23 protein-coding genes, 1 tRNA gene and 1 other RNA gene are annotated in these 21,890 nt (G+C 64.1%); 15 read left to right on the plus strand and 10 right to left on the minus strand.

All coding sequences use genetic code 11. The annotated features are described in order from the left end of the window. Window positions 1-17: 17 nt before the first annotated feature. On the minus strand, window positions 18-335 hold the full coding sequence (locus ACTJKL_RS08230) for a hypothetical protein (protein ID WP_440852666.1): 318 nt from the start codon (window positions 333-335) through the stop codon (window positions 18-20). Between the two features lie 230 nt (window positions 336-565). Between ACTJKL_RS08230 and ACTJKL_RS08235 the strand changes: the two genes are divergently transcribed. Next, window positions 566-655 (plus strand) — tRNA-Ser (locus ACTJKL_RS08235). Between the two features lie 217 nt (window positions 656-872). Here the strand turns inward: ACTJKL_RS08235 and ACTJKL_RS08240 are convergent. Further along, entirely contained in the window at window positions 873-2,351 is a 1,479-nt protein-coding gene (locus tag ACTJKL_RS08240) for an MFS transporter (RefSeq protein WP_440852667.1), read from the minus strand. Between the two features lie 131 nt (window positions 2,352-2,482). Here ACTJKL_RS08240 and ACTJKL_RS08245 point away from each other — a divergent pair, with 131 nt between their 5' ends. Further along, window positions 2,483-3,409: a LysR family transcriptional regulator gene (locus tag ACTJKL_RS08245; protein ID WP_440852668.1), complete on the plus strand. Its 927-nt coding sequence runs from the start codon at window positions 2,483-2,485 to the stop codon at window positions 3,407-3,409. 13 nt (window positions 3,410-3,422) lie between these two features. Here ACTJKL_RS08245 and ACTJKL_RS08250 read toward each other — a convergent pair whose 3' ends face one another. Further along, entirely contained in the window at window positions 3,423-3,692 is a 270-nt protein-coding gene (locus ACTJKL_RS08250; protein ID WP_275596985.1) for a BON domain-containing protein, read from the minus strand. Between the two features lie 193 nt (window positions 3,693-3,885). On the opposite strand from ACTJKL_RS08250, the gene ACTJKL_RS08255 reads away from it, so the two are divergent. After that, a complete protein-coding gene (locus ACTJKL_RS08255; protein WP_100669871.1) occupies window positions 3,886-4,830 on the plus strand; it encodes an AEC family transporter in 945 nt (314 codons plus the stop codon). A 28-nt stretch (window positions 4,831-4,858) separates the two neighbouring features. On the opposite strand, the gene ACTJKL_RS08260 is transcribed toward ACTJKL_RS08255, so the two are convergent. Together ACTJKL_RS08260 and ACTJKL_RS08265 are read right to left on the minus strand one after the other, a co-directional pair. After that, a complete protein-coding gene (locus ACTJKL_RS08260; RefSeq protein WP_440852669.1) occupies window positions 4,859-5,956 on the minus strand; it encodes a branched-chain amino acid aminotransferase in 1,098 nt (365 codons plus the stop codon). Window positions 5,957-6,128: 172 nt separating this feature from the next. Then, complete coding sequence (locus tag ACTJKL_RS08265; RefSeq protein WP_440852670.1) at window positions 6,129-6,872, minus strand: c-type cytochrome; 744 nt, start codon at window positions 6,870-6,872, stop codon at window positions 6,129-6,131. 153 nt (window positions 6,873-7,025) lie between these two features. Here ACTJKL_RS08265 and ACTJKL_RS08270 point away from each other — a divergent pair, with 153 nt between their 5' ends. The 3 genes from ACTJKL_RS08270 to ACTJKL_RS08280 all read left to right on the plus strand — a co-directional run bounded on the left by ACTJKL_RS08270 (window position 7,026) and on the right by ACTJKL_RS08280 (window position 8,963). Beyond that, on the plus strand, window positions 7,026-7,778 hold the full coding sequence (locus ACTJKL_RS08270) for a 3-deoxy-manno-octulosonate cytidylyltransferase (protein ID WP_018093848.1): 753 nt from the start codon (window positions 7,026-7,028) through the stop codon (window positions 7,776-7,778). A gap of 24 nt (window positions 7,779-7,802) precedes the next feature. After that, window positions 7,803-8,657: a prephenate dehydratase gene (locus ACTJKL_RS08275; RefSeq protein ID WP_275596983.1), complete on the plus strand. Its 855-nt coding sequence runs from the start codon at window positions 7,803-7,805 to the stop codon at window positions 8,655-8,657. 168 nt (window positions 8,658-8,825) lie between these two features. After that, the gene (locus ACTJKL_RS08280) at window positions 8,826-8,963 is read left to right on the plus strand and encodes a DUF1127 domain-containing protein (protein ID WP_018093850.1); all 138 of its coding nucleotides are present in this window, start codon (window positions 8,826-8,828) and stop codon (window positions 8,961-8,963) included. Window positions 8,964-9,094: 131 nt separating this feature from the next. Here ACTJKL_RS08280 and ACTJKL_RS08285 read toward each other — a convergent pair whose 3' ends face one another. The 4 genes from ACTJKL_RS08285 to ACTJKL_RS08300 form a co-directional block, all read right to left on the minus strand. After that, on the minus strand, window positions 9,095-9,463 hold the full coding sequence (locus ACTJKL_RS08285; RefSeq protein WP_100669868.1) for a VOC family protein: 369 nt from the start codon (window positions 9,461-9,463) through the stop codon (window positions 9,095-9,097). A gap of 98 nt (window positions 9,464-9,561) precedes the next feature. Next, window positions 9,562-10,248: a helix-turn-helix transcriptional regulator gene (locus tag ACTJKL_RS08290; RefSeq protein WP_379937144.1), complete on the minus strand. Its 687-nt coding sequence runs from the start codon at window positions 10,246-10,248 to the stop codon at window positions 9,562-9,564. A gap of 6 nt (window positions 10,249-10,254) precedes the next feature. Further along, complete coding sequence (gene nudC / locus ACTJKL_RS08295) at window positions 10,255-11,235, minus strand: NAD(+) diphosphatase (protein ID WP_440852671.1); 981 nt, start codon at window positions 11,233-11,235, stop codon at window positions 10,255-10,257. Between the two features lie 2 nt (window positions 11,236-11,237). Next, on the minus strand, window positions 11,238-11,684 hold the full coding sequence (locus ACTJKL_RS08300; RefSeq protein ID WP_018093852.1) for an HIT domain-containing protein: 447 nt from the start codon (window positions 11,682-11,684) through the stop codon (window positions 11,238-11,240). Between the two features lie 64 nt (window positions 11,685-11,748). Between ACTJKL_RS08300 and ffs the strand changes: the two genes are divergently transcribed. The 6 genes from ffs (at window position 11,749) to ACTJKL_RS08330 (ending at window position 16,873) form a co-directional block, all read left to right on the plus strand. Beyond that, window positions 11,749-11,846, plus strand: an RNA gene (gene ffs, locus ACTJKL_RS08305) — signal recognition particle sRNA small type. A 97-nt stretch (window positions 11,847-11,943) separates the two neighbouring features. Then, complete coding sequence (locus tag ACTJKL_RS08310; protein ID WP_440852672.1) at window positions 11,944-13,821, plus strand: DNA polymerase III subunit gamma/tau; 1,878 nt, start codon at window positions 11,944-11,946, stop codon at window positions 13,819-13,821. Between the two features lie 107 nt (window positions 13,822-13,928). Continuing rightward, window positions 13,929-14,252 (plus strand): YbaB/EbfC family nucleoid-associated protein, encoded by a 324-nt coding sequence (locus ACTJKL_RS08315; protein WP_003533413.1) that lies wholly within the window; start codon window positions 13,929-13,931, stop codon window positions 14,250-14,252. Between the two features lie 76 nt (window positions 14,253-14,328). Next, window positions 14,329-14,940, plus strand: coding sequence for a LysE family translocator (locus tag ACTJKL_RS08320; RefSeq protein WP_440852673.1), 612 nt, complete (start codon window positions 14,329-14,331; stop codon window positions 14,938-14,940). A 51-nt stretch (window positions 14,941-14,991) separates the two neighbouring features. Next, window positions 14,992-15,597, plus strand: coding sequence for a recombination mediator RecR (recR, locus tag ACTJKL_RS08325; RefSeq protein WP_018093855.1), 606 nt, complete (start codon window positions 14,992-14,994; stop codon window positions 15,595-15,597). A gap of 37 nt (window positions 15,598-15,634) precedes the next feature. Next, on the plus strand, window positions 15,635-16,873 hold the full coding sequence (locus tag ACTJKL_RS08330) for a lytic murein transglycosylase (RefSeq protein WP_275596977.1): 1,239 nt from the start codon (window positions 15,635-15,637) through the stop codon (window positions 16,871-16,873). A gap of 122 nt (window positions 16,874-16,995) precedes the next feature. On the opposite strand, the gene ACTJKL_RS08335 is transcribed toward ACTJKL_RS08330, so the two are convergent. After that, window positions 16,996-18,651 carry an MFS transporter gene (locus ACTJKL_RS08335; RefSeq protein ID WP_003534361.1) on the minus strand — a complete coding sequence of 552 codons (1,656 nt, stop codon included), beginning with the start codon at window positions 18,649-18,651 and terminating at the stop codon, window positions 16,996-16,998. A 211-nt stretch (window positions 18,652-18,862) separates the two neighbouring features. Here ACTJKL_RS08335 and rimP point away from each other — a divergent pair, with 211 nt between their 5' ends. From rimP to ACTJKL_RS08350, 3 genes are read left to right on the plus strand one after another with little or no spacing between them, the layout of a single operon-like run. Then, window positions 18,863-19,480, plus strand: coding sequence for a ribosome maturation factor RimP (gene rimP / locus ACTJKL_RS08340; protein ID WP_003534362.1), 618 nt, complete (start codon window positions 18,863-18,865; stop codon window positions 19,478-19,480). 45 nt (window positions 19,481-19,525) lie between these two features. Further along, window positions 19,526-21,160 carry a transcription termination factor NusA gene (gene nusA / locus ACTJKL_RS08345; protein WP_440852674.1) on the plus strand — a complete coding sequence of 545 codons (1,635 nt, stop codon included), beginning with the start codon at window positions 19,526-19,528 and terminating at the stop codon, window positions 21,158-21,160. Between the two features lie 5 nt (window positions 21,161-21,165). After that, complete coding sequence (locus tag ACTJKL_RS08350) at window positions 21,166-21,858, plus strand: RNA-binding protein (protein WP_003534364.1); 693 nt, start codon at window positions 21,166-21,168, stop codon at window positions 21,856-21,858. The last annotated feature ends 32 nt before the right edge of the window (window positions 21,859-21,890 follow it).

Below are 21,890 nucleotides of genomic sequence, written 5' to 3' on the forward strand. Positions count from 1 at the left end.
CCGTGCGGCTGCGGCGCTCAGGCGGCAAAGCGCCCGGCAGCGGGTTTCTTCCTGTATCCGGCCATCCACAGGACGAGGGCGAGGGCGAGGAATACGGCAAAGGCGGGCTGCGCCAGAATCCAGTGCAGCGCCCTGAGCCACATTGCAGGCCCGGCGCCGGTCCGCTGCAGCGACTGAATCCAGTTCAGCTGGTCGGATCCGATCGCCGCTATGCCGTCGGCAAGCGAAGTGATGACCGGCTCCGACGCCGCTACCGACTGAATGGAATCGATCGTCCCTGCAAAGACCGCAGCCATCAGCGCCAGAAAGCTCGCAAACCGAAGCAGCAACCGCATCCGCTCCCCCCTTTCGGCTCGTCCTGCGCAAGAGATAGGCGCAAGGGCGGGCAAGCGCAATGGCGGGTCTTCCGCAGCAGCTTTCACGGCCTGTCAATAATATGTCAGAAACCAGTTGATCCCGCGCACATCATCGGTATATATCGCGCCCGTCTCCCGGTTTCACCGGTGACGCGGAGAAGCTTCGCTTTTCCCCATCCAGCCGGATCGACCGCCGGCTGCAGAAGGATGGACAGGTGGCCGAGTGGTTGAAGGCGCACGCCTGGAACGCGTGTATACGTGAAAGCGTATCGAGGGTTCGAATCCCTCTCTGTCCGCCATCAGCCGCCGATTGTCCTCTATCGTGCGATAATGCCGCCGATCACCGCATCATCATCAAGCTGCATACGCACATCGCCTACCACTGCCGTTCCTACGATACAGCCCGACGTCTGCGACGTTCGTGATCGACCGTGTTGTCGGTGACGGACCAGCCGTCGAAAGCAGCCGGCAGGGTTCCCGCCACTGACGAAGCAAGATGGTGCCGACAGCCATACCTCACCGATCCTCATCGCGTAGTGCCGCGCCGGCGGAAGCGCGCATCGAGAGAGCGCGGCTCCGGAGCGCGATGACGAGTGCTGCCATGACCAGAACGCCCGCGACTGTGAAAGTGATCCGCATGCCGGCGGCAACGGCCACGGGTGGTGCGGACGCGATCTCGGGTGCAGCCGATGCGATGGCGAAGACGACTCCCATGACCGACGCGCCGCTAACGAGCCCGAGATTGCGCGAGAGATTGAGCATTCCGGAGACGACGCCGCGCCGGTCCGGGCGGACTTCCACCATCACGGCCGTATTGTTGGCTGCCTGGAACAGCTGGTAACCCGGCGTCAGGACGAGCATGGCGGCCAGGTAGCCGGCGACGCCGAACATCTCCGGAAGCACCGACAGGGCGAATGAGCCGGCGGCCATTGCGAGGAGACCTGCGACGATCATGAACGGGGCTCCCAGGCGGTCGACGGCACGGCCGGCCGGCAGACCGCTCAGGGCGGAGACGACCGGACCCGCCGACATGACGATCCCGACCAGCGCTTCGCCGAGGCCGAGCGAGCGCGAGAGGTAAAACGGCCCGACCACCAGCGTTGCCATCATCACCGTCGAGACGAGTGCGCTCATGGCAAGCCCCGCACCGAGCACCGGGTCCCGCAGAGCCTCGATCCGGATCAAGGGGGTCGCCGCTCGCCGCTCGGCCAGTACGAAGAGGCCGGCGCCGACGACGGCGGCGGCCAGGAGAGCCATGTTGAGCGGACCGAAACGATCGCGCGCAACGGTCATGGCCAGTGCATAGGCGGCCAGCGTCAGGCCGAGCAGCACCGTGCCCGGAACGTCGAAATCTGCATGCCTGGCCGCAGGCCTTTGGAGATCGGCGGGCAGCGAGCGATGAGCGAGAAGAAGGGTCAAAGCGCCGAGCGGCACGCTAACGAGGAAGATCGCCTTCCAGCCGAGACCGGCGACCAGGACGCCGCCGAGCGACGGCCCCAGCGCGGTTCCGATCGCAGACATGGTGCCCAGCAGGCCCATGGCGCCACCGGTCTTTTCCTTCGACACCGTCTCTCCGACCAGGGCCGTGGCGAGCGCCATCATGACCGCCGCACCGAGCCCCTGAACCGCCCGGGCGGCAATGAGGAGCTGCAGGCTCGGTGCAGCGCCGCACAAGCCCGAAGCCACGGTAAAGAGCAGGATCCCGGCAAGCAGCAGCCGCCGGCGCCCGACGATGTCGCCGAGCCGGCCGACACCGACGATGAGGGTGGTGATGGCAAGGAGATAGGCAAGGACGACCCATTGGACCTGCTGGAACGAGGCGGAGAACGCCGTGGCGAGGCTCGGCAGGCCGACATTCGCGATGCTGGTGCCGAGCGAGGACAGCAGCACGGAGAGCGAAAGGCTGGCGAGCGCCCATCGGGCCGAGGCGGCCCTGTGCGGATTTGCACCTGCGGCATCATCTGCCGCGGCAACGGCTGGTTTCGGCATGGACATTCCTTCCCTGGACCCTGAAGCGTTCCAAGGAGAAGCTAGCCGCTCGACCATCATGGCGGAACACGCACGATTTGCACTTGATTCGTGCGTTTCACGCCATGTGAGAATGAAATCTGTGCTACTGTCGCCGCATGCCGAAACCCGATCTCAATCTCCTCGTCATCCTCGACGTGCTGCTCGCAGAAGGCAGCGTCGCGCGCGCTGCCAAGCGGCTGCGCCTGAGCCCCTCGGCAATGAGCCGGGCGCTTCAGCGATTGCGCGAGACGACCGGCGACCCGCTTCTGGTTCGGGCCGGGCGCTGCCTCGTTGCGACGCCGCGTGCGCTCGAGCTGCGCGAGAAGGTCGGCCGGCTGGTGGAGGAGGCGCAATCCGTCCTGCGGCCGCAGGAGAAACTCGACCTGAAACGGCTCGTTCGGACGTTCACGCTGCGCACCAGCGACGGCTTCGTCGAAAACTTCGGGCCGAACCTCCTTGCCCGGCTCGGCGCGGAAGCCCCCGGACTACGCTTGGCCTTCGTGCAGAAATCGGACAAGGACAGCGGCCCGCTTCGGGACGGGAGCGTCGATCTCGAAACTGGTGTGGTGGGCGAGGCGACAGGGCCGGAGTTGCGGACGCAGGCTCTGTTCCGGGACCGGTTCATCGGCGTCGTGCGCAATGGCCACGCTTTGAGCGGGGGCGAGGTAACACCGGCCCGCTACGCAGCCGGCAGGCACATCCTTGTTTCAAGGCGGGGGCCGGAGAAGGCGGCTGTCGGCATCGATGATATAATGAGGTCGATCGGATTGGAGCGTGAGGTCGTTACCATTGTGGGCGGCTTTTCGAGCGCCCTGGCGCTGGCTCGCTCCACGGACCTGATCGCCAGCGTTCCAGAACGCCACACCAGCGCCTTGCGTCAGGGAATGCACAGCTTTGCGCTGCCCTTCTCCCTGCCGCAGATCACGGTTTCGCTGCTCTGGCATCCGCGGCTCGATGCCGATCCGGCGCATCGCTGGCTGCGCGGCTGCATCCGCGAGGTTTGCACGGCGCAAGGCTCAGACATGCCGTCCCTGGCCAGTTGAGACGCGGCGCCCTTCACTTTGAATCTTCGCGCGCCCTTAGTCCGTTCTCCACGCTCGAAACACCGATGACCGAGGCGGCCGCTTCGCCGGCAGAGGCAATGTCCGCTTCGCTTCCAACCGTACCGGAGAGCACGACGATATTGCCTAAAGCGATCACCTCCATGTCGCTCGTATCGATCGTAGTTGCGTAGCGAAGGAAGTGCAGAACTTTCTCCGCCAGATCGTCATCGGTCAGATGAGGATCGTCATCCTTGTGAGAGTAGTTCGGGTATTCGCTCGGCATTTCTGGTCATTCCCGTCCTCGATCGCAACGCTTGGCAGCGCCGGAAGGTTCCGGTCGCGCATGGCCGCGTTCGCGCTGATTCTTCTGTAATTGCTGCATGTTGGCCCCTAATCAAGAAGGCCCGCAGCATGCGTCTCCCTTGCCTCCATAGCCCGAACAGGGCTATGGCTTGGAAACCCATCAAGGCTCTTCCATGTCCGACGTCTTCCTGAACGTTCTACCGATTTTCGTCCTGATCCTGACAGGCTGGCTCATCGTCCGGCTCGGCTACTTGAAGCCGGCCGTCGGCGAAGCGCTCGGCGATTTCGTCTTCCGCGTCGCGGTGCCGGTGCTGCTCTTCCGTACCATCGCAGAGGCGGACTTCAAGGAAGGGTCGCCCTGGCCGCTCTGGGTTGCCTATTTCTCCGGCGTCGCGGTGACCTGGACCATCGGCCATCTGGCGGCGACGCTCGGCTTCGGCCGGGACGCGCGCATGGGGGTGCTTGCCGGCGTTTCGTCCGCCTTCGCCAATACGGTGTTCATCGGCCTGCCGCTCGTTTCCCGCCTTGTCGGCCAAGACGGTATTGTTGCGCTGTCGATCCTGCTTTCCGTCCATCTGCCGGTCATGATGATTGCCGGAACGGTGATGATGGAGCGCGCAGAACGTCAGACGACCGGCGCACCGGGGCAGGGCATCTGGAAGCTCATGGGCGGAGTTGCCCGCAACCTCGTCCGCAATCCCCTCGTGATCGGCCTTGCCTTCGGCGCTCTGTTCCATCTCCTCGGACAACCGCTCGGCGGACCGGTGAAGATCGTCGTCGACCAGCTTGCGGGCGTGGCAGCGCCTGCGGCGCTCGTCTCGATCGGCATGGCCCTCGACAAGTACGGTCTTGCCGGCAATACCGGGCTCGCGGCCGTGACGAGCACCCTCAAACTCCTGGTGCTGCCCGGCGCCGTCTTCGCCGCCTGCCATCTGTTAGGGCTGAGCGACAGCTGGACCGCGGCGCTGGTGCTGACCTCGTCGGTCCCGACCGGCGTCAACGCCTGGCTGATCGCCAACCACTTCAATGTCGGGCATGCGCTCGCCTCCTCCACCATCACCCTGACCACTGCGCTCGGCGTGGTCAGCGTGTCGGTGTGGGCCTATCTGCTGATGTGACAGGGCGGGAGTCCTGACCGAAGGCTGCTCAAAACAGCCGGTCGAGCCAGCCATGCGGGTCCGGCGCGCGCCCGTTCTGGATGTCCAGCAAGGCTGTCTTCAGGCGGCCGGCAACCGGACCGGCTCCGCCGTCGCCGATGGTGAAGCTGTGTTCGCGGCCCTTGACCTTGCCGATCGGCGTTACGACCGCGGCCGTCCCGCAGGCGAAGGCCTCGGTGAGGCGGCCGCTTTCCGCATCCGCCTGCCATTGATCGATGGCATAGGGCTCTTCGCGCACCGTAAGCCCCATATCGCGGGCGAGCGTGATCAGCGAATCGCGCGTGATGCCCGGCAGGATCGTGCCCGTCAGCGGCGGCGTCTGCAGCGAGCCGTCGCGGAAGACGAAGAAGACGTTCATGCCGCCGAGCTCTTCGACGAAGCGGCGCTCGACCGCGTCGAGGAACACCACTTGCTCGCAGCCCTCCTGCATCGCCTCCGCCTGCGCCGCAAGACTCGCGGCATAGTTGCCGCCGCATTTGGCCTCGCCGGTGCCGCCGGGCGCTGCCCGGGTGTAATTCTCCGAAACCCATATGGTGACGGCCGGGGCGCCGCCCTTGAAGTAGGAACCGACAGAGGAAGCAATGACGCAGTAGAGATATTCAGCCGAGGGCTTCACGCCGAGGAGCACTTCCGTCGCGATCATGAACGGCCGGAGATAGAGCGCGGCTCCTTCACCGGCGGGAATCCAGTCGCGGTCGATACGAACCAGTTCGCGCACGGATTGGACGAACAGCTCCTCCGGCAGCGGCGCCATTGCGAGCCGAAGCGCGGAATTGCGAAAACGGCGCGCATTGGCGTCGGGGCGAAACAGCGTGGCGCCTCCGTCGGGCAGGCGATACGCCTTCATGCCCTCGAAGATCTCCTGGGCATAATGCAGCACGAGTGTCGACGGATCGAGATCGAACGCCTTTCGCGGGCCGATCTTCGCATCGTTCCAGCCGCGGCCCTCGGAATAGCGGATCGTCGCCATGTGATCGGTGAACACGCGCCCGAAGCCCGGATTGGCAAGCAGCGCATCGCGCTCGCCGGTCGCCATTCTGGTCGGGTTCTGCTCGAACAGGAAAGTCTGCTCACCGCTACCGGTCATCTGTCGTCTGCTCCTTCGTTCCGAGCGGTTGGTGTCGCTCGCGTTGCATATGTCGAATGGTGAAGGCCATTCTATATCATGATGCGGCCAGGCTCATCACATCTGCGGGATGTGAAAAAACCCGATCGACCGACCGGGTTTTTCAGGAAGTCTGGCCGTGTGCTGACCGCAGTCAGTTTGCCGGAGCCGGCGCCGGAGCGCCGGTCTGACCTGCCGGAGCTGCTCCGCCTTCGGCGGGAGCAGGGGCCGGGCTGGCTTCAGTGGCTGCGGGAGCCGCACCGCCCTCGGCAGGAGCCGGAGCTTCAGCAGCGGCGGGAGCCTCCTGACCTGCAGCGGGTGCCGCCTCGGTGGAGCCTGCCGCGCCGGCGTCCGGCAGCGGGGCCGGGCTGTCGGCCTGCTCACGCAGCCAGGCGATGAGGTTGGCGCGCTCGTCGGTCTTCTTGAGGCCGGCGAAGCCCATGGCCGTGCCCGGCACGTGCTTCTTCGGCGCTTCGAGGAAGTAGCTCAGATGATCGTAGTCCCACACGACCTTGCCGCCTTCGGAAAAGGTCTGCATGCCCGCGGAATAGCTGAAGCCCTCATGCGAGGCGATCGGGCGGTTGACGACGCCCCAGAGGTTCGGGCCGACCTTGTTCGGTCCGCCCTTCTCGATGGTGTGACAGCTTGCGCATTTCTTGAACACGGCCTCGCCGGCGGAGGCATCGGCGCTGGCGAGCAGCGGCCCGATCGGTTCGGACTTCGCTTCCTCGCCGCCGGCAGCCCCCGCTTCGCCTGCCGTTTCCTCGGCGTCGATGGCGAAACCTTCCTTCTCGGGAGCTTCGGAATGGAAAATGCCTTCCGACGCAATGGATACGGACATCAGAACGAAGACCGTACCCAACAAGGCACCCACACCCATGTTCACATATGGATTCATCTGCAAACGCTCCCTTAGCCACCGGCAAACAAAAAACCGGCCCATCTTGAAATCGCGCGGAACCTATGTCTTTTGGCTCTGCGTTGCAACAGAGATTATCAACCCCGGAGTGAGACGTTTTGACACTTTCTCCGGGTTTTCGAAGGCCGAACGATGAATCGTGAACAATCGGGCAAAACCCTCGTACTCATTCCCGCGCGCATGGCGTCGACGCGCCTTCCCGGCAAGCCGCTTGCCGACATTTGCGGCCTGCCGATGATCGTGCAGGTGGCAAGGCGGGCGGCGGAGGCCGAGGTCGGGCGGATCGTGGTGGCAGTCGATCATCCCGATGTCTTCGCGGCCGTGACCGGCGCCGGCTTCGAAGCGATCATGACGCGCGTCGATCACCAGTCGGGCTCCGACCGGATCCACGAGGCGCTCCTGAAAGCTGATCCGCATGGCGAAGCGGAAATCGTCATCAACGTTCAGGGCGATCTTCCGACCATCGAGCCGGGTCCTATTCGTGCGGCGCTGAAGCCGCTGGAAAATGCCTCGACCGACATCGCCACGCTGACCGTGGCGATCACCGACGAACACGAAAAGACCAATCCCAACGTCGTCAAGGTCGTCGGCTCGCCGCTTTCCGAAAGCCGCTTTCGCGCGCTCTATTTCACCCGCGCCACCGCACCCTACGGCGAAGGCCCCCTCTATCACCACATCGGGCTTTACGCCTATCGTCGCAAGGCGCTGGAAAGCTTCGTTTCGCTGAAGCCGTCGACGCTCGAGAAACGCGAATCGCTCGAGCAGTTGCGGGCGCTCGAAGCGGGCATGCGCATCGATGTCGAGATCGTGGACTCCGTGCCGCTCGGGGTCGACACGCCGGCCGATCTCGACAAGGCCCGCCGCATCCTTTCCGCCCGCGTCTGACATTCCGACATCAAGGGGACCAAAGTGACCGCCAAGACCAACCGGATTTCATTCCAGGGCGACTACGGCGCCAATTCCGACATGGCCTGCCGCGACATGTTCCCGTCGATGGAGCCGCTGCCGTGCCAGACCTTCGAGGACGCTTTCCTAGCGGTTGAAAACGGCGAGGCCGATCTCGCCATGATCCCGATCGAAAACACGATTGCCGGACGCGTCGCCGACATCCATCACCTCCTGCCGGAATCGCGCCTGCATATCGTCGGCGAATATTTCATGCCGATTCGCTTCCAGCTGATGGTGCTGCCCGGCGTCGGGCGCGACGAAATCCGCACCGTGCACAGCCATATCCATGCGCTCGGCCAGTGTCGCAAGATCGTGCGTGCCAACGGGTGGAAGCCGGTGGTCGCGGGCGATACGGCCGGCGCCGCCAAGCTCGTCAAGGAAGTGGGCGACCGCTCGATGGCGGCGCTTGCTCCGCGCCTTGCCGCCGACCTCTACGGCCTCGACATCATCGCCGAGAACGTCGAGGACACCGACAGCAACGTCACGCGCTTCGTGGTGCTGTCCAGAGAGGAGAGCAGGGTTGCCCGCACCTCGAAGGACGAACTGATCATCACGACCTTCGTCTTCAACGTGCGCAATATCCCGGCGGCGCTCTACAAGGCGATGGGCGGCTTCGCGACGAACGGCATCAACATGACCAAGCTCGAGAGCTACCAGCTCGGCGGCAAGTTCGTGGCGACCCAGTTCTATGCGGACATCGAGGGGCATCCCGACGATACAGGCGTGCGCCACGCGATGGACGAGCTGCGCTTCTTCTCGGAAAATGTGCGCATCCTCGGCACCTATCCGGCGCATCCGATGCGCGGCGTGCTCTAACCATGCGGTGCGGCTTCGGCCGACCCGCATCACCCCGGACGGCACGAGAAAACGGCAAAACGCGTTAACCGGCTACGCGTCCAGTGCATGCCTAATTTGCAATCATGGAACTACTTAAATCTTAGGCAAATGCCTATTTAGCTCTCGTACAAAGAAGGAGCTAAAAAGATGAAAATCCGTCAGAAGATTACGGAATACGTAAAGATGCGCCGTGCGGTCCGCGAGCTGAACGCTCTCGACGATCACGCCCTGAGCGATATCGGTATTTCCCGTTCCCAGATTCAGGCAGCCGTTTTCGGCCGTTAATACCGGGATGACCCCGCGCCGCATTTGACCGCGCGACATCCGAAGTCTTCCACACCCCGCCTCCGTGCGGGGTGTGAGCGTTTTATACACACGTTTGATTACGGGCGTTCAACGTTTCTCACGCCGCATGGCTATTCGTCGTAAAGGCAGACACGCAGGCGATGCCCGTCCGGATCGAGTGCGACGAAAGTCGGTCCGAAATCCATCCGTGTCAGTTCCTGGGCGATCGGCAGGCCCATTGCGCGCCATTCCTCGTAACGCGCACGCACAGCCTCTTCCCCTTTTACCATGAAGGCGACTTCGGCTCGGGCGCCGTCACCGATAGGCTGAGGCTGCACTTTCTCCCTTGCCCACAAGCCGAGAACGAAACCGTCCTGCACCTCGAAGGACGAGAAGGTCGGAAAGGTGGCGGTCGGCTCTTTGGCCAGAAGCTTCCTGTAGAATTCGACGCTGGCCGGTGGGTCCATGACATAGAGGACGATGAGATTGGGTGTTGCCATGATGGTCTCCTTGTTTCGAGACCTGAAGTCTAGCCCGGCATGCTGCCAGTTTTTGTCGGCAGTCTGCGAGGCGGCAAAGAAACATCCGCGCATCGGATTCAGGCGGGATCGATGCCGTTCACGGCGCGCCAGTCCTTGAGCAGGGCTTGGCGGCGGCGCGGATAGCGATTGTCGAGCATCGCCGCTTCTGCAATCCGGTCCGTCCGGAAATGGCGGAAATCCTGCCTCAGCTCGCACCACGCCGCGAGCACCCGGACCTCTTCGAAGAAACCAAGCGCGAAGGGCCAGACCGTCCGGCGGCTGTCGCGGCCGTCATTGTCGAGATAGTGCAGTTCGACCTTGTGTTCGCTGCGGATCGCTTTGCGCAAGAGGCTGAGGTCGATCGTTTCGGCACCCGGCTTTCGCGGGCCCACCAGAAGGGTCGAATGCTCGAGTTTCTCTTTCAGGTCCGCCGGAAGCACCGAGCCGATCTTTGCCAGCGCATCGGCGGCTGCGGTCGCGAGCCTTGGGTCGCCGCGTTTGGCGACCCAGCGAGACCCTAGCACCAGCGCCTCGATCTCCTCCTCGGAAAGCATCATGGGGGGAAGCATGAAGCCGGGCCTGAGCACGTAGCCGACGCCGGGCTCGCCTTCTATATGCGCGCCCCGCGCCTGCAGGCTGGCTATGTCCCGGTAGAGGGTTCTGAGACTGACGCCGGTCTCCTCGGCGAGCCGCCGGCCGCTGACCGGCTGGCGATAACGCCTCAGCACCTGCATGAGATCGAGCAGGCGTTCCGATCGGGACATGGCACCTCAGCTGCGCTCGGGCCAGGCCAGCCAGTCGCGCATGAGCTGGTGCGCAATGGCGCCCTTCGGCGGCGGAATGTGCTCGTCTCCGGTGTCGGCGACGCCCGTGGCGCGCTCCAGCATCGCCTCGGTTTCCGCCCGCGTGAACCAGCGGACGTCTTCCAGTTCCTGTTCGTCGCGCTTGATGGCGGTCGACTTCGCTTCCGCATAGCAGCCGATCATCAGCGAATGGGGGAGCGGCCAGGGCTGCGACGCATGATAGCGCACGCGGCCGATCCGGATGCCGGACTCCTCGAGCGTTTCCCGGCGCACCGCGTTTTCGATCGTCTCGCCCGGCTCGACGAAACCGGCGAGGCAGGAATACATGCCCGGCGTAAAATGCGGGCTGCGGCCCAGCAGGCATTGATCGCGCTCGACATCGATCGTCAGCATGATAACGACCGGATCGGTACGCGGGAAGACCATGTGCCCGCAGGCCGTACAGATGCGCCTATAACCGCCGGCCGCACTGTCCATCGGGCCGCCGCAGCGGCCGCAGAACCGGTTGCCGGCGTTCCAGACGATCAGGCTCGACGCCTGCGCAAACTGCCCCAGCAGGTTTTCCGGCAGCATCTGCTGGCGATAGAGCATGCGGGCATCGGCGATCTTGAAGGGCTCCGGCACCGTCTCCTCCGTCAGCCCCGAAGGCACGGCAAGACGCGGCTCGCCGTTCGGCAGAAAGCCGAGCAGGACCGCATCGTCCATGGTCGGCTCGAGCCCCGCCAGTTCATAGGGCGCGAAAAGCGGATCGATGACCTTCTCGTCGTGCTTGACGATCAGCTTCGCCCCGGAAAAAGCCAGGAAATGCGCGCCGGGATGCTTGAGCGCCGCCTCGATGCAGTCGTCGGGGCGATGCTCGGACCGGCGGTCCAGGTGGTTCTCCGCGAAGGCGACGAGCGTGCTCGGCTCGGGGTGCGGGCTGTGAAGATCGAAGATCGTTTTCGTCATGCTCAGAGATTTTCCATGATGCGTGCTGCGAATGCCCTGTGCTCCTCCTCCGGCCACGGTTCGGCCTTGCCGAAGCCCCAGACCGGGCCCGGCCAGTTCGGATCGCCTTCACGACGGGCGATGATATGCACGTGAAGCTGCCGGACGATGTTGCCGAGCGCGCCGATATTGATCTTTTCGGCGCCGGTCGCCTTCTTCAGGCCTGCCGCTACCATATTGGTCTCGAAGGTGAGCATCGCCTGGTCGAGCGGCGTCAGTTCGAAGACCTCCGTTATGTCGGCGCGCTGGGGTACGAGGATCAGCCAGGGCCAGCGCCGATCGTTCATCAGCCGCATCTGGCACAGCCCGAGCGTGCCGATCGGTATGCCGTCGCGCTCAAGTCGCTCGTCAAGCGTGAAGGTCGTCAAGAAACTCTCCTCGGCATCAAACGGATTCGCTTTGTTTTGCATATCGATACCAGTTTTTTAAAGGCTTGGCTTGCATTTGCTGCGGATATTGCCGATATGAAAGCCGGGAGGTTGGTGGTGGACGAGCCACTCGCCAACCGGGTCAGGTCCGGAAGGAAGCAGCCCTAACGAGCCCCGGCACGGGTCATCGTGCCAGCCTCCCACCTTCTCCGTCCTGTCGGGACACCACCTTCTTCGTCCCTGTCGGGGCACCACTTTCTTTGTCCCTGTCGGGACAAGAGTTCGAACAGCGGCAGGGTCGATGAGCGACGAAGCGCCCACTTCATCCCCGATTTTACCCGTCGAGAAACCGGCCGCCTACCGTGTTCTGGCGCGCAAATACCGCCCCAAGGACTTCTCCGACCTGATGGTCGGCCAGGAGCCGATGGTGCGCACGCTCACCAACGCCTTCGAAACCGCCCGGATCGCCCAGGCCTATATGCTGACCGGCGTTCGCGGCGTCGGCAAGACGACGACGGCGCGAATCCTGGCACGGGCGCTGAACTACAAGACCGCCGAGATCGACAAGCCCACCATCGACCTTCGCGTCCCCGGCGAACATTGCCAGGCGATCATGGACGGCCGCCATGTCGACGTGATCGAGATGGACGCCGCCTCGCATACCGGGATCGACGATATCCGCGAGATCATCGAGCAGGTACGCTATCGGCCGGTCTCCGCGCGCTACAAGGTCTATATCATCGACGAAGTGCACATGCTCTCGACGCAGGCCTTCAATGGCTTGCTGAAGACGCTCGAGGAGCCGCCGGAGCATGTGAAGTTCATTTTCGCGACGACCGAAATCCGCAAGGTTCCGATTACCGTCCTGTCGCGCTGCCAGCGCTTCGATCTCCGGCGCATCAGCGCTTCCGATCTGGTCGGCCTCTTCTCCACCATTCTGGGCAAGGAGGGAGTGCCCTTCGATCCGGAGGCGCTGGCGATGGTGGCGCGGGCAGCGGAAGGCTCGGCGCGCGACGGCCTGTCGCTGCTCGATCAGGCGATCGCCCATGGCGGCGGTTCGGTCGAGATTGAAACCGTGCGTTCGATGCTCGGCCTTGCCGATCGGGCGCGGATCGTCGATCTGTTCGAGCATGTCATCAAGGGCGACGTCGCCGCCGCGCTTGGCGAGTTCGCCGCGCAATACGAAGCCGGCGCCAATCCGACCGTGGTCCTCACCGACCTTGCCGACTTCACCCACCTCGTGACAAGGCTGAAATATGTGCCCGACGCGGTCAACGACCAGTCGCTGAGCGAGATCGAGCGCACGCGCGGGGCCGAATTCGCCGGCAGCGTTGCCGTGACGACGCTGTCGCGCGTCTGGCAGATGCTGCTCAAGGGCATTCCCGAGGCGGAGAGCTCGGCGCGCCCCGCAGGTGCTGCCGAGATGGTGCTGATCAGGCTCGCCCATGCCGCCCATCTGCCTTCGCCCGAAGAGGCCGCGCGGCGGCTTCTCGATCTTTCGGGTGGCGAAGGCGGCGGGCGCCCGGCCCCGAACGGCGGTGGTGGCGGCGGCGGTGCGCAGGCGCCTGCAGGCACCCCGGTCGAGGCTCGCGCCGTGGAGACGGCCGTTTCGCGTCCAAGCGGCCATGGCGCGACCATGCTGCGCGCCGTGCCGAGCTCCGCGGCCCAGCCGATCGGTATCGGCCGCATCGAAGAGCGCACGGTGGCGAGTGCCGCTCCTAAACCCGAACCGAAGGTTGCTGTCAGTTCCATCGGCGACATCGCCGATCTCTGCGCCAAAAACCGCGACATCAAGCTGAAGACGATGGTGCGCGGTTTCCTGAGGCTCGTGCATATCGAACCCGGCCGGCTCGACGTCAATCTGCCCGACGACGCACCGAAGACGCTGCTGAACGAACTCGCTGTCAAGCTCAAGGAATGGACGGGTATCCATTGGGTCGTGAGCTACAGCCGGGAGCAGGGCGAACCGACGCTGGTCGAGGCCGAGCAGCGCGCGCAGGAGCAGCGCGTCAACGATGCGCGCCAGGACCCGGACGTCGCTGCCATTCTTGCGCGCTTTCCAGGGGCAAGGATCACCGACGTGCGCATCCGCGCGGCGGTAGAGGAGGTCGAGAGCCTCGCTCCGGCCGCGGCCGAATCCGAGGACGGCGACATCGTCCCGGGCGACGACATCGAGTAGCCGCGTCGCACAGGCGCGGCGCTTCAGAGTATTTCCAGGAAAAGCGTGTAACGGTTTTCGTCCGGAAGTGCGTAGGGCCAAAGAATACCAGAGAACAGGAGACGACGATGCGCGACATCATGGGCATGATGGGCAAGGTCAAGGAAATGCAGGCCAAGATGGAGAAGATGCAGGCGGAAATCGCCGCGCTCGAAATCGACGGCACCTCCGGCGGCGGGCTCGTCACCGTCCGTCTCGACGGCAAGGGCCACATGAAAAGCCTTAAGGTCGATCCCTCGCTCTTCAAGGAAGACGATGTCGAGATCCTCGAAGATCTGATCGTCGCGGCCCATAAGGATGCCAAGGACAAAGCCGAGGCGGTGCAGGCGGAAAAAACCCGCGAACTGACCGCCGGTCTGCCGATCCCCCCGGGCATGAAGCTGCCGTTCTGATCCTCGGCCCCGCAGAGGCTGGCGCCAGCCGAGATGCGTGCTATCTTGCGGACCGTTTTCCGGAGGAGGGAGTGACATGACAGCCGCAACGCTGCTCGTCTTTGCCGGGGCGCTGCTGATTGCCGCCGGGTCGCCGGGGCCGAGCATTGCCGCGCTCGTCGCCCGGGTGCTGTCCAAGGGCGCCCGCGATGTCTTGCCGTTCCTCGCGGCCATGTGGATCGGTGAGGCGATCTGGCTCTCCTTTGCGGTTGCCGGTCTCGCGGCGATCGCCGAGACGTTCCATTGGATGTTCGTCGCGATCAAATGGGCGGGCGTCGCCTATCTCCTCTTCCTCGCCTGGAAGATGTGGTCGGCCGAGCCGCAAACGCCCGGCGAAAGCCTGCCAGAGGCGCGATCTGCATCGAAGATGTTCTTCGCCGGGCTGACGATCACGCTCGGCAATCCCAAGATCATGATGTTCTATGTGGCGCTGCTGCCCTCGATCATCGATCTCGGCTCCGTCACCCTCTTGGGCTGGGCCGAACTGGTCGCGACCATGTTCGTAGTCCTCGTCGCGATCGATGTCACCTGGGTGCGTATGGCCGCAAAGGCGCGGCAGTTCCTCAAGAGCCGCCGGGCGGTAAGGATCGTGAACCGTGCCAGCGCAGGCACGATGGCAGGCGCGGCGGTGGCCATCGCCACGCGCTGAAGCGCTACGATTCCGATTGGCGGCGATAGACGGTTGGTCTAAAAGCCGGGCATGGCAAAGCGAGTCACCGGCCCCGAAATCGAAAAGCTGATCCAGCTCCTGGCGAAGGTCCCGGGCCTCGGGCCTCGTTCCGCCCGCCGCGCGGCGCTGCATCTCGTCAAGAAGAAGGAACAGTTGCTCGGCCCCCTTGCCGAGGCCATGGGCGAGGCCCATCGCAAGGTCAAGATCTGCTCCTGCTGCGGCAATGTCGACACTATCGACCCCTGCACCGTCTGCACCGACGAACAGCGCGACCAGGCGGTGATCATCGTGGTCGAAGACGTCGCCGATCTTTGGGCGCTGGAGCGCGCCGGCGCCATGAACGCCGCCTATCACGTGCTCGGCGGCACGCTGTCGCCGCTCGACGGCATCGGGCCGGAGGATCTGAACATCAGGGGCCTCATCGACCGCGTCGCCAAGGGCGACGTGCGCGAGCTGATCATCGCCGTCAACGCGACCGTCGAGGGCCAGACGACGGCGCATTACATCACCGATCGACTCGAGGGCATGCCGGTGAGGATCACGCGCCTCGCCCACGGCGTGCCCGTCGGCGGCGAGCTCGACTATCTCGACGAGGGAACGTTGGCCGCCGCGCTCCGGGCGAGAACGGTGATTTGAGCATTCGCCTCCGCAGCTTCAGTTTCAAGGAAAAGAAATGCTGAGATTCCTTTCCATTCTGCTCCTGGCCTGCCTGTCTTTCGCTACCTTCTCCTTCGCCGCTTCCAAGGCCGACGTCGAAGCGCAGTTCCGGCAGTGGCTTCGAAACGATCTCTGGCCGGAGGCGCAGAAGGCCGGCGTATCGAATGCGGCCTTCGAAGCAGCCTTCGAGGACGTCCGGCTCGACTGGGACCTGCCCGACCTCGCGCCGCCCGGCTTTCCCAAACCGAAGCAGCGCAAGCAGAGCCAGGCCGAATTTTCCTCTCCCGGATCCTATTTCTCGGAAAAGCGCCTGCAGGGTCTTGCTGCGACGGGCCGCAGCCTCGCCTCCGCCCACGCCTCGACCTTGAAGCGGATCGAGAGGACCTATGGTGTTCCCGGTCCGATCGTCCTTGCCATATGGGGCAAGGAATCCGGCTTCGGCCGGGCGAAGATCCCGCATCCGATCATGGATGTGCTGGCGACCAAGGCTTTCATGTCGACCCGGCCCGAGCTTTTCCGGCGCGAACTGATCGCGGCGCTGCATATTCTCGACAGCGGTGACGTCAAGGAGGCACAGATGCGCGGCTCCTGGGCAGGTGCCATGGGCCAGCCGCAGTTCCTGCCTTCGAGCTTTCTGAAATACGCCGTCGATTTCGACGGGGACGGACGCCGCGACATCTGGAATTCCGTGCCGGACAGCCTCGCTTCGATTGCCAATTATCTGGCGCAGAAGGGTTGGCAGAGCGGGCGCGACTGGGGTTTCGAGGTCGCGATCCCCTCGGGCGTCTCCTGCGCCCAGGAAGGCCCTGACCTTGCCCGCCCGATCGCCGAATGGGCCGGCATGGGGATCGGCCGCATTTCGGGAAAGGCCTTCCCGGCGGCAGAGCGTGCCGCGGCAGGCATGATGCTCGTGCCGGCGGGGACCCATGGACCGCAATTCATCGTCACGCCGAATTTCTACGTGATCAAGGAATACAATAATTCCGATCTCTACGCGCTGTATATCGGCAATCTGGCCGATCGCATCGCTTCCGGCGGCGGTGCCTTCCGCGGCAGATGGGGCGATGTCGGCGGCATGTTGCGATCCGATGTGCTCGGAATGCAGAAGGCGCTGGTCGCGAAAGGCTACGACGTCGGCAAGGCCGACGGGCTGCCGGGCTACAAGACGCGCCGCTCGCTCGGCGACTGGCAGGCGAAGAGCGGCCTCGAGCCGACATGCTTTCCGGATGTTTCGCTGAAAGCAAAGCTTCGGTGAGTGACGTGGCCGATGGGCGGTTCCGCCTTTCACGATCCCATCGATCGCCCCTCCCCAATCCCTCCTCATGAGCGGAGGGGGTGGGGGGAGTTTTTCAGGGAGCGATCACGCCCCGAATCTCCTCAATGCATCTCGACGGATCGCTTGTAGCGCTCGTAGTGATCGGGAACGATCGTCTGGCGCTCGATCATGCGATGGACACGCGGCGGGTTCGGGCCGCGATGGAACGCGGTCAGCTTGTCGCCGACGGCGGCGTCGGCCTGGGTGCGCCGCTGATTGTGGCGGACATATTCGACCCAGGTCGGCACGTGGTACGTCTCGGTCCAGGTGGTCGGGTTTTCGAGGTCGCGCATCAGCGCCCAGTGGCCGGCTCCGTCGCGGATGCGGATACGCCTCCGCTCCGCCATCGTTTTCAGGAACTCGGGGATGTCCTCATCGGCGATCTCGTAGTCGATCATGACGACGATGGGGCCGCTGCGCGGCTTCAGGTCGAGCTCGAGCAGCGGCTCGTTGAAGCGGTTGAGCGGGTCGAGATTGAGCGACTTGAACTCCGGCAGGGCGAAGCGCAGTCCGATTGCCGCTCCCGCGAGCATCAGAAGACAGGAGCCGATGAGTGCGTTGGCCGCGCCGTATTGTTCGGCAGTGACGCCCCAGAGCCAGCTGCCGCCGGCAATCCCGCCGAAGGTCATGGTCTGGTAGAGCGAAAGCGCCCGGCCGACGACCCAGCGCGGCGTGGAGAGCTGCACCGTCGTGTTGAAGAGCGACAGCGCCAGCACCCAGCAGGCACCGGACACGGCGAGCACGAGGCAGGTCAGCCAGGCCTGCGAGCTGATGGCCGTGACCAGGGCGCTGAAGGCGAAGCCGGCGAAGGCATAGCGCACGATCGCCTCGCTGGTGAGGAATTCCCTCAGCCTTGCACTCAGGAGCGCGCCGCCGATCGCGCCGACGCCGAAGGCGCCCAGCATGACGCCGTAGGTGAGCGGGCCGCCGCCGACGAGGTCGCGTGCCACCAGCGGCAGCAGCGCAAGTATGGCGCTCGCCGAAAGACCGAAGGCGAAGCCGCGCACGAGCACTTTACCGATATTCGGCGACATCGCCACGTAGCGCAGCCCCGCAGAAACCGCGCGCCCGAGCGTCTCGCGCGGCAGCCGGTTTTCGGGAGCGACCGGTTTCCATCGGGCGAGCGCGAAAAGGATCGCGAAATAGCTGAGCGTGTTGGCGGCAAAGGCAGCCGCCGCACCCGCGGCCGCGACGATGGCGCCGCCGATCGCCGGACCGACGCTGCGGGTAAGATTGAATCCCATGCTGTTCAGCGCGACCGCAGCCGGCAGGTCGTCGCGCGGAACCATGTCGCCGACCGAGGCTTGCCAGGACGGGTTGTTGAGAGCGGTGCCGCAGCCGAGAAGAAAGGTGAAGATGAGCAGTAGCCACGGCGTAACGATACCGTAATAGGCGCAGACGGTGAGCAGCGCCGAGACGGCGAGCATGAAGCTCTGCGCGACGAGCATGATCCGCCGCCGGTCGAAATTGTCGGCAAGTGCGCCGGAAACCAGCGAGAAGAGCATGATCGGCAGCGAGGTCGACGCCTGCACCAGCGCCACCATGTTCACCGATTGCGAAATGGACGTCATGAGCCAGGCCGCACCCACGGCCTGGATCAGCCCGCCGAAATTGGAGGCAAGGCTCGCGATCCAGATGGTGCGGAAGATGTCGTGCCTGAAGGGCGCCAACGGCGATATGCGGTTCGTCACCTCTGATCTCTTTCGGTTGATCGTCATGTGGATTGCTTCGTTATAAACCTCGGAACGCGATGCGCCAGACGCTGAAACTTGCGTTCGGGCCGAAAGGTCCGACCCGGCGCCTGCGCGACCCTTGCAATTTACGGCAATGAAGCGTATATGAGCCTCAAATTCTTGATCGGTTAGATGAAGAGTGGGGCCGTGAGGACCCGCTCTTTTTTATTAGCCGGTCCGACGAGGAGAGGATCGTTTGTCCGATACGACAACGGCTGAAAATACGAATGAACCCCGGCTGATTACTGAAACCGGCCTCGACCGGCGTGTTGCCGACATCATCGAGCCGGTGCTCGTGGATATGGGTTTCCGCCTGGTGCGCGTGCGTATGTCCGGTCAGAACGGCCTGACGCTGCAGGTCATGACCGAACGCAACGACGGCACCATGACGGTCGAGGATTGCGAGGAGGTCTCCAAAGCGATCTCGCCTGTTCTCGATGTGGAAGATCCGATCGACAAGGCGTATCATCTCGAAGTGTCGTCCCCGGGGATCGATCGCCCCATGGTGCGCAGGTCCGACTTCATCCGCTGGCAGGGCCATCTGGTGAAGTGCGAGACGTCGGTCATGGTCGACGGGCGCAAGCGCTTTCGCGGCAAGATCGTTTCGGTGGACGAGGATGGCTTCCGGCTCGAGCGCGACCAGCCCGCCTATGGTGAAGAGGCGGCAGTCGCGATCCCGTTCACGGCGCTTTCGGAGGCGCGACTGATCCTGACGGACGAGCTCATCCGCGACGCGCTGACGGCCGACAAGAAAGCCAAGGCCGCGCGCGCCGCCAACGAAAACTTCGAAGACGAAGACACAGACAACGAATAAGGCTGGGTGCGCTTTCGATGCGCCTGCAACAGACGGAGACAAGACATGGCAGTCAGTGCTAACCGGCTCGAACTTCTGCAGATCGCAGATGCTGTGGCACGCGAAAAGGTCATCGACCGTGAGATCGTTCTGGCCGCGATGGCGGACGCGATCCAGAAGGCGGCTCGTTCGCGCTACGGTTCGGAATCGAACATCCGCGCCGACATCAATCCGAAGACCGGTGAAATCCGTCTCCAGCGTCTCCTGGAAGTGGTGGAGAAGGCCGAGGACTATTCGACCCAGATCCCGATCGAGCTCGCCCGCGACCGCAATCCCGATGCAAAGCTCGGCGATTTCATCGCCGATCCGCTGCCGCCCATGGACTTCGGCCGCATCGCCGCCCAGTCCGCCAAGCAGGTGATCGTGCAGAAGGTGCGCGAAGCCGAGCGCGACCGTCAGTACGAGGAGTTCAAGGATCGTGTCGGCGAGATCGTCAACGGCACCGTCAAGCGCGTCGAATACGGCAACGTCATCGTCGATCTCGGCCGTGGCGAGGGCATCATCCGCCGCGACGAGATGATCCCGCGTGAGAACATGCGCTATGGCGACCGCGTCCGCGCCTTCGTCTACGACGTCCGGCGCGAGCAGCGCGGACCGCAGATCTTCCTGTCGCGCACGCATCCGCAGTTCATGGTGAAGCTCTTCACCATGGAGGTGCCGGAAATCTATGACGGTATCATCCACATCAAGTCGGTTGCCCGCGACCCGGGCTCGCGCGCCAAGATCGCCGTCGTCTCCAACGATTCGTCGATCGATCCGGTCGGCGCCTGCGTCGGTATGCGCGGCTCGCGCGTGCAGGCCGTGGTCGGCGAGCTCCAGGGCGAGAAGATCGATATCATTCCCTGGTCGCCGGATCCGGCTTCCTTCATCGTCAATGCGCTGCAGCCGGCGGAAGTGGCCAAGGTGGTTCTCGACGAGGACGCGGAACGCATCGAGGTCGTGGTTCCGGACGAGCAGCTTTCGCTCGCGATCGGCCGCCGCGGCCAGAACGTGCGCCTTGCCTCGCAGCTGACCGGCTGGGACATCGATATCCTCACCGAGCAGGAGGAAAGCGAGCGTCGCCAGAAGGAGTTCAACGAGCGCACGCAACTCTTCATGGATGCGCTGGACGTCGACGAAATGGTCGGTCAGGTGCTCGCCTCCGAGGGCTTCGCCCAGGTCGAAGAGCTCGCCTATGTCGAACTTGACGAAATCTCCTCCATCGAGGGCTTCGACGAGGATACGGCAAACGAGCTCCAGACCCGCGCCCGCGAATATCTCGAAAAGATCGAGGCGGAAATGGATGCCAAGCGCAAGGAGCTCGGCGTTTCCGACGAGCTGCGGACGATCGATGGCCTCACTAGCCAGATGCTGGTCGCTCTCGGCGAGGAAGGCATCAAGACGATCGAGGACTTTGCCGGCTGCGCCGCCGACGACCTCGTCGGCTGGACCGAGCGCAAGGATGGCGAGACCAAGCGCTTCGAGGGCATCTTCTCGAAGTTCGAAGTCACCCGGGAAGAGGCCGAAACCATGATCGTGCAGGCTCGCCTGGCCGCCGGCTGGATCACCGAAGAGGATCTGGTCAAGCAGCAGGAGGAAGAGCAGGAGCAGGAGCAGGATGAGACGATCGAGGTCGCCGAAGGCGCGGATCAGGACGCCTGATCGCGATGATCGTCGAAATCGATGCCGACAGCCTGCCTGCGGACAAGGGTCCGAAGGACCGGAACGGCAACAACCGGACCTGCATCGTCACGCGTGAGAGCGGCTCTCCTGAAGAGTTGATCCGCTTTGTCGCCGGCCCCGACGGCGTCGTCGTTGCGGATCTGAAGCGGCAGCTCCCGGGGCGCGGATGTTGGGTCAAGTCCGAGCGGCAGCTCGTGGAAAAAGCGGTGGCGAAGAAGCTCTTCGCCCGCGCTCTTCGCGCCGAAGTGAAGGCGAATGCCGGGCTCGCCGACGAGGTCGAGAGACTTCTCGCCGAGCAGCTCGCGGGCATGATGAACATGGCGCGCAAGGCGGGCCAGTTCATCTCCGGCGCGACGAAGACGGAGCAGGCGGTGCGCGGCCTTGCCGCGCTGGCCGTCTTTCATGCGATCGATGCGGCCGCGGATGGCGTCCGCAAGATCGATCAGGCCCGCAAGGCGATGAGCTTCGTCAGCGAGGACGAAACGGAAATACCCGCTTTCCGCCCCTTCACGGGGGCGGAAATGGAGGGACTTTTGGGAAGTAATGCCTTTATCCATGCCGCAGCGCTTGCAGGGCAGGCAGGTGAAGGTGTAGTGAAGCGCGCAATCATGCTCGAAAAGTACCGAGGATCCGTCCCGGTCCGGGCCGAAGGCGGCGCTGGCAAGCCACAGCAATGAAGCGCGTCACCGGCAGAGACCGGCATAGCGAG

This window comes from Sinorhizobium sp. 22678, assembly GCF_052044265.1.
GTDB classification, from domain to species: Bacteria; Pseudomonadota; Alphaproteobacteria; order Rhizobiales; family Rhizobiaceae; genus Sinorhizobium; species Sinorhizobium meliloti_A.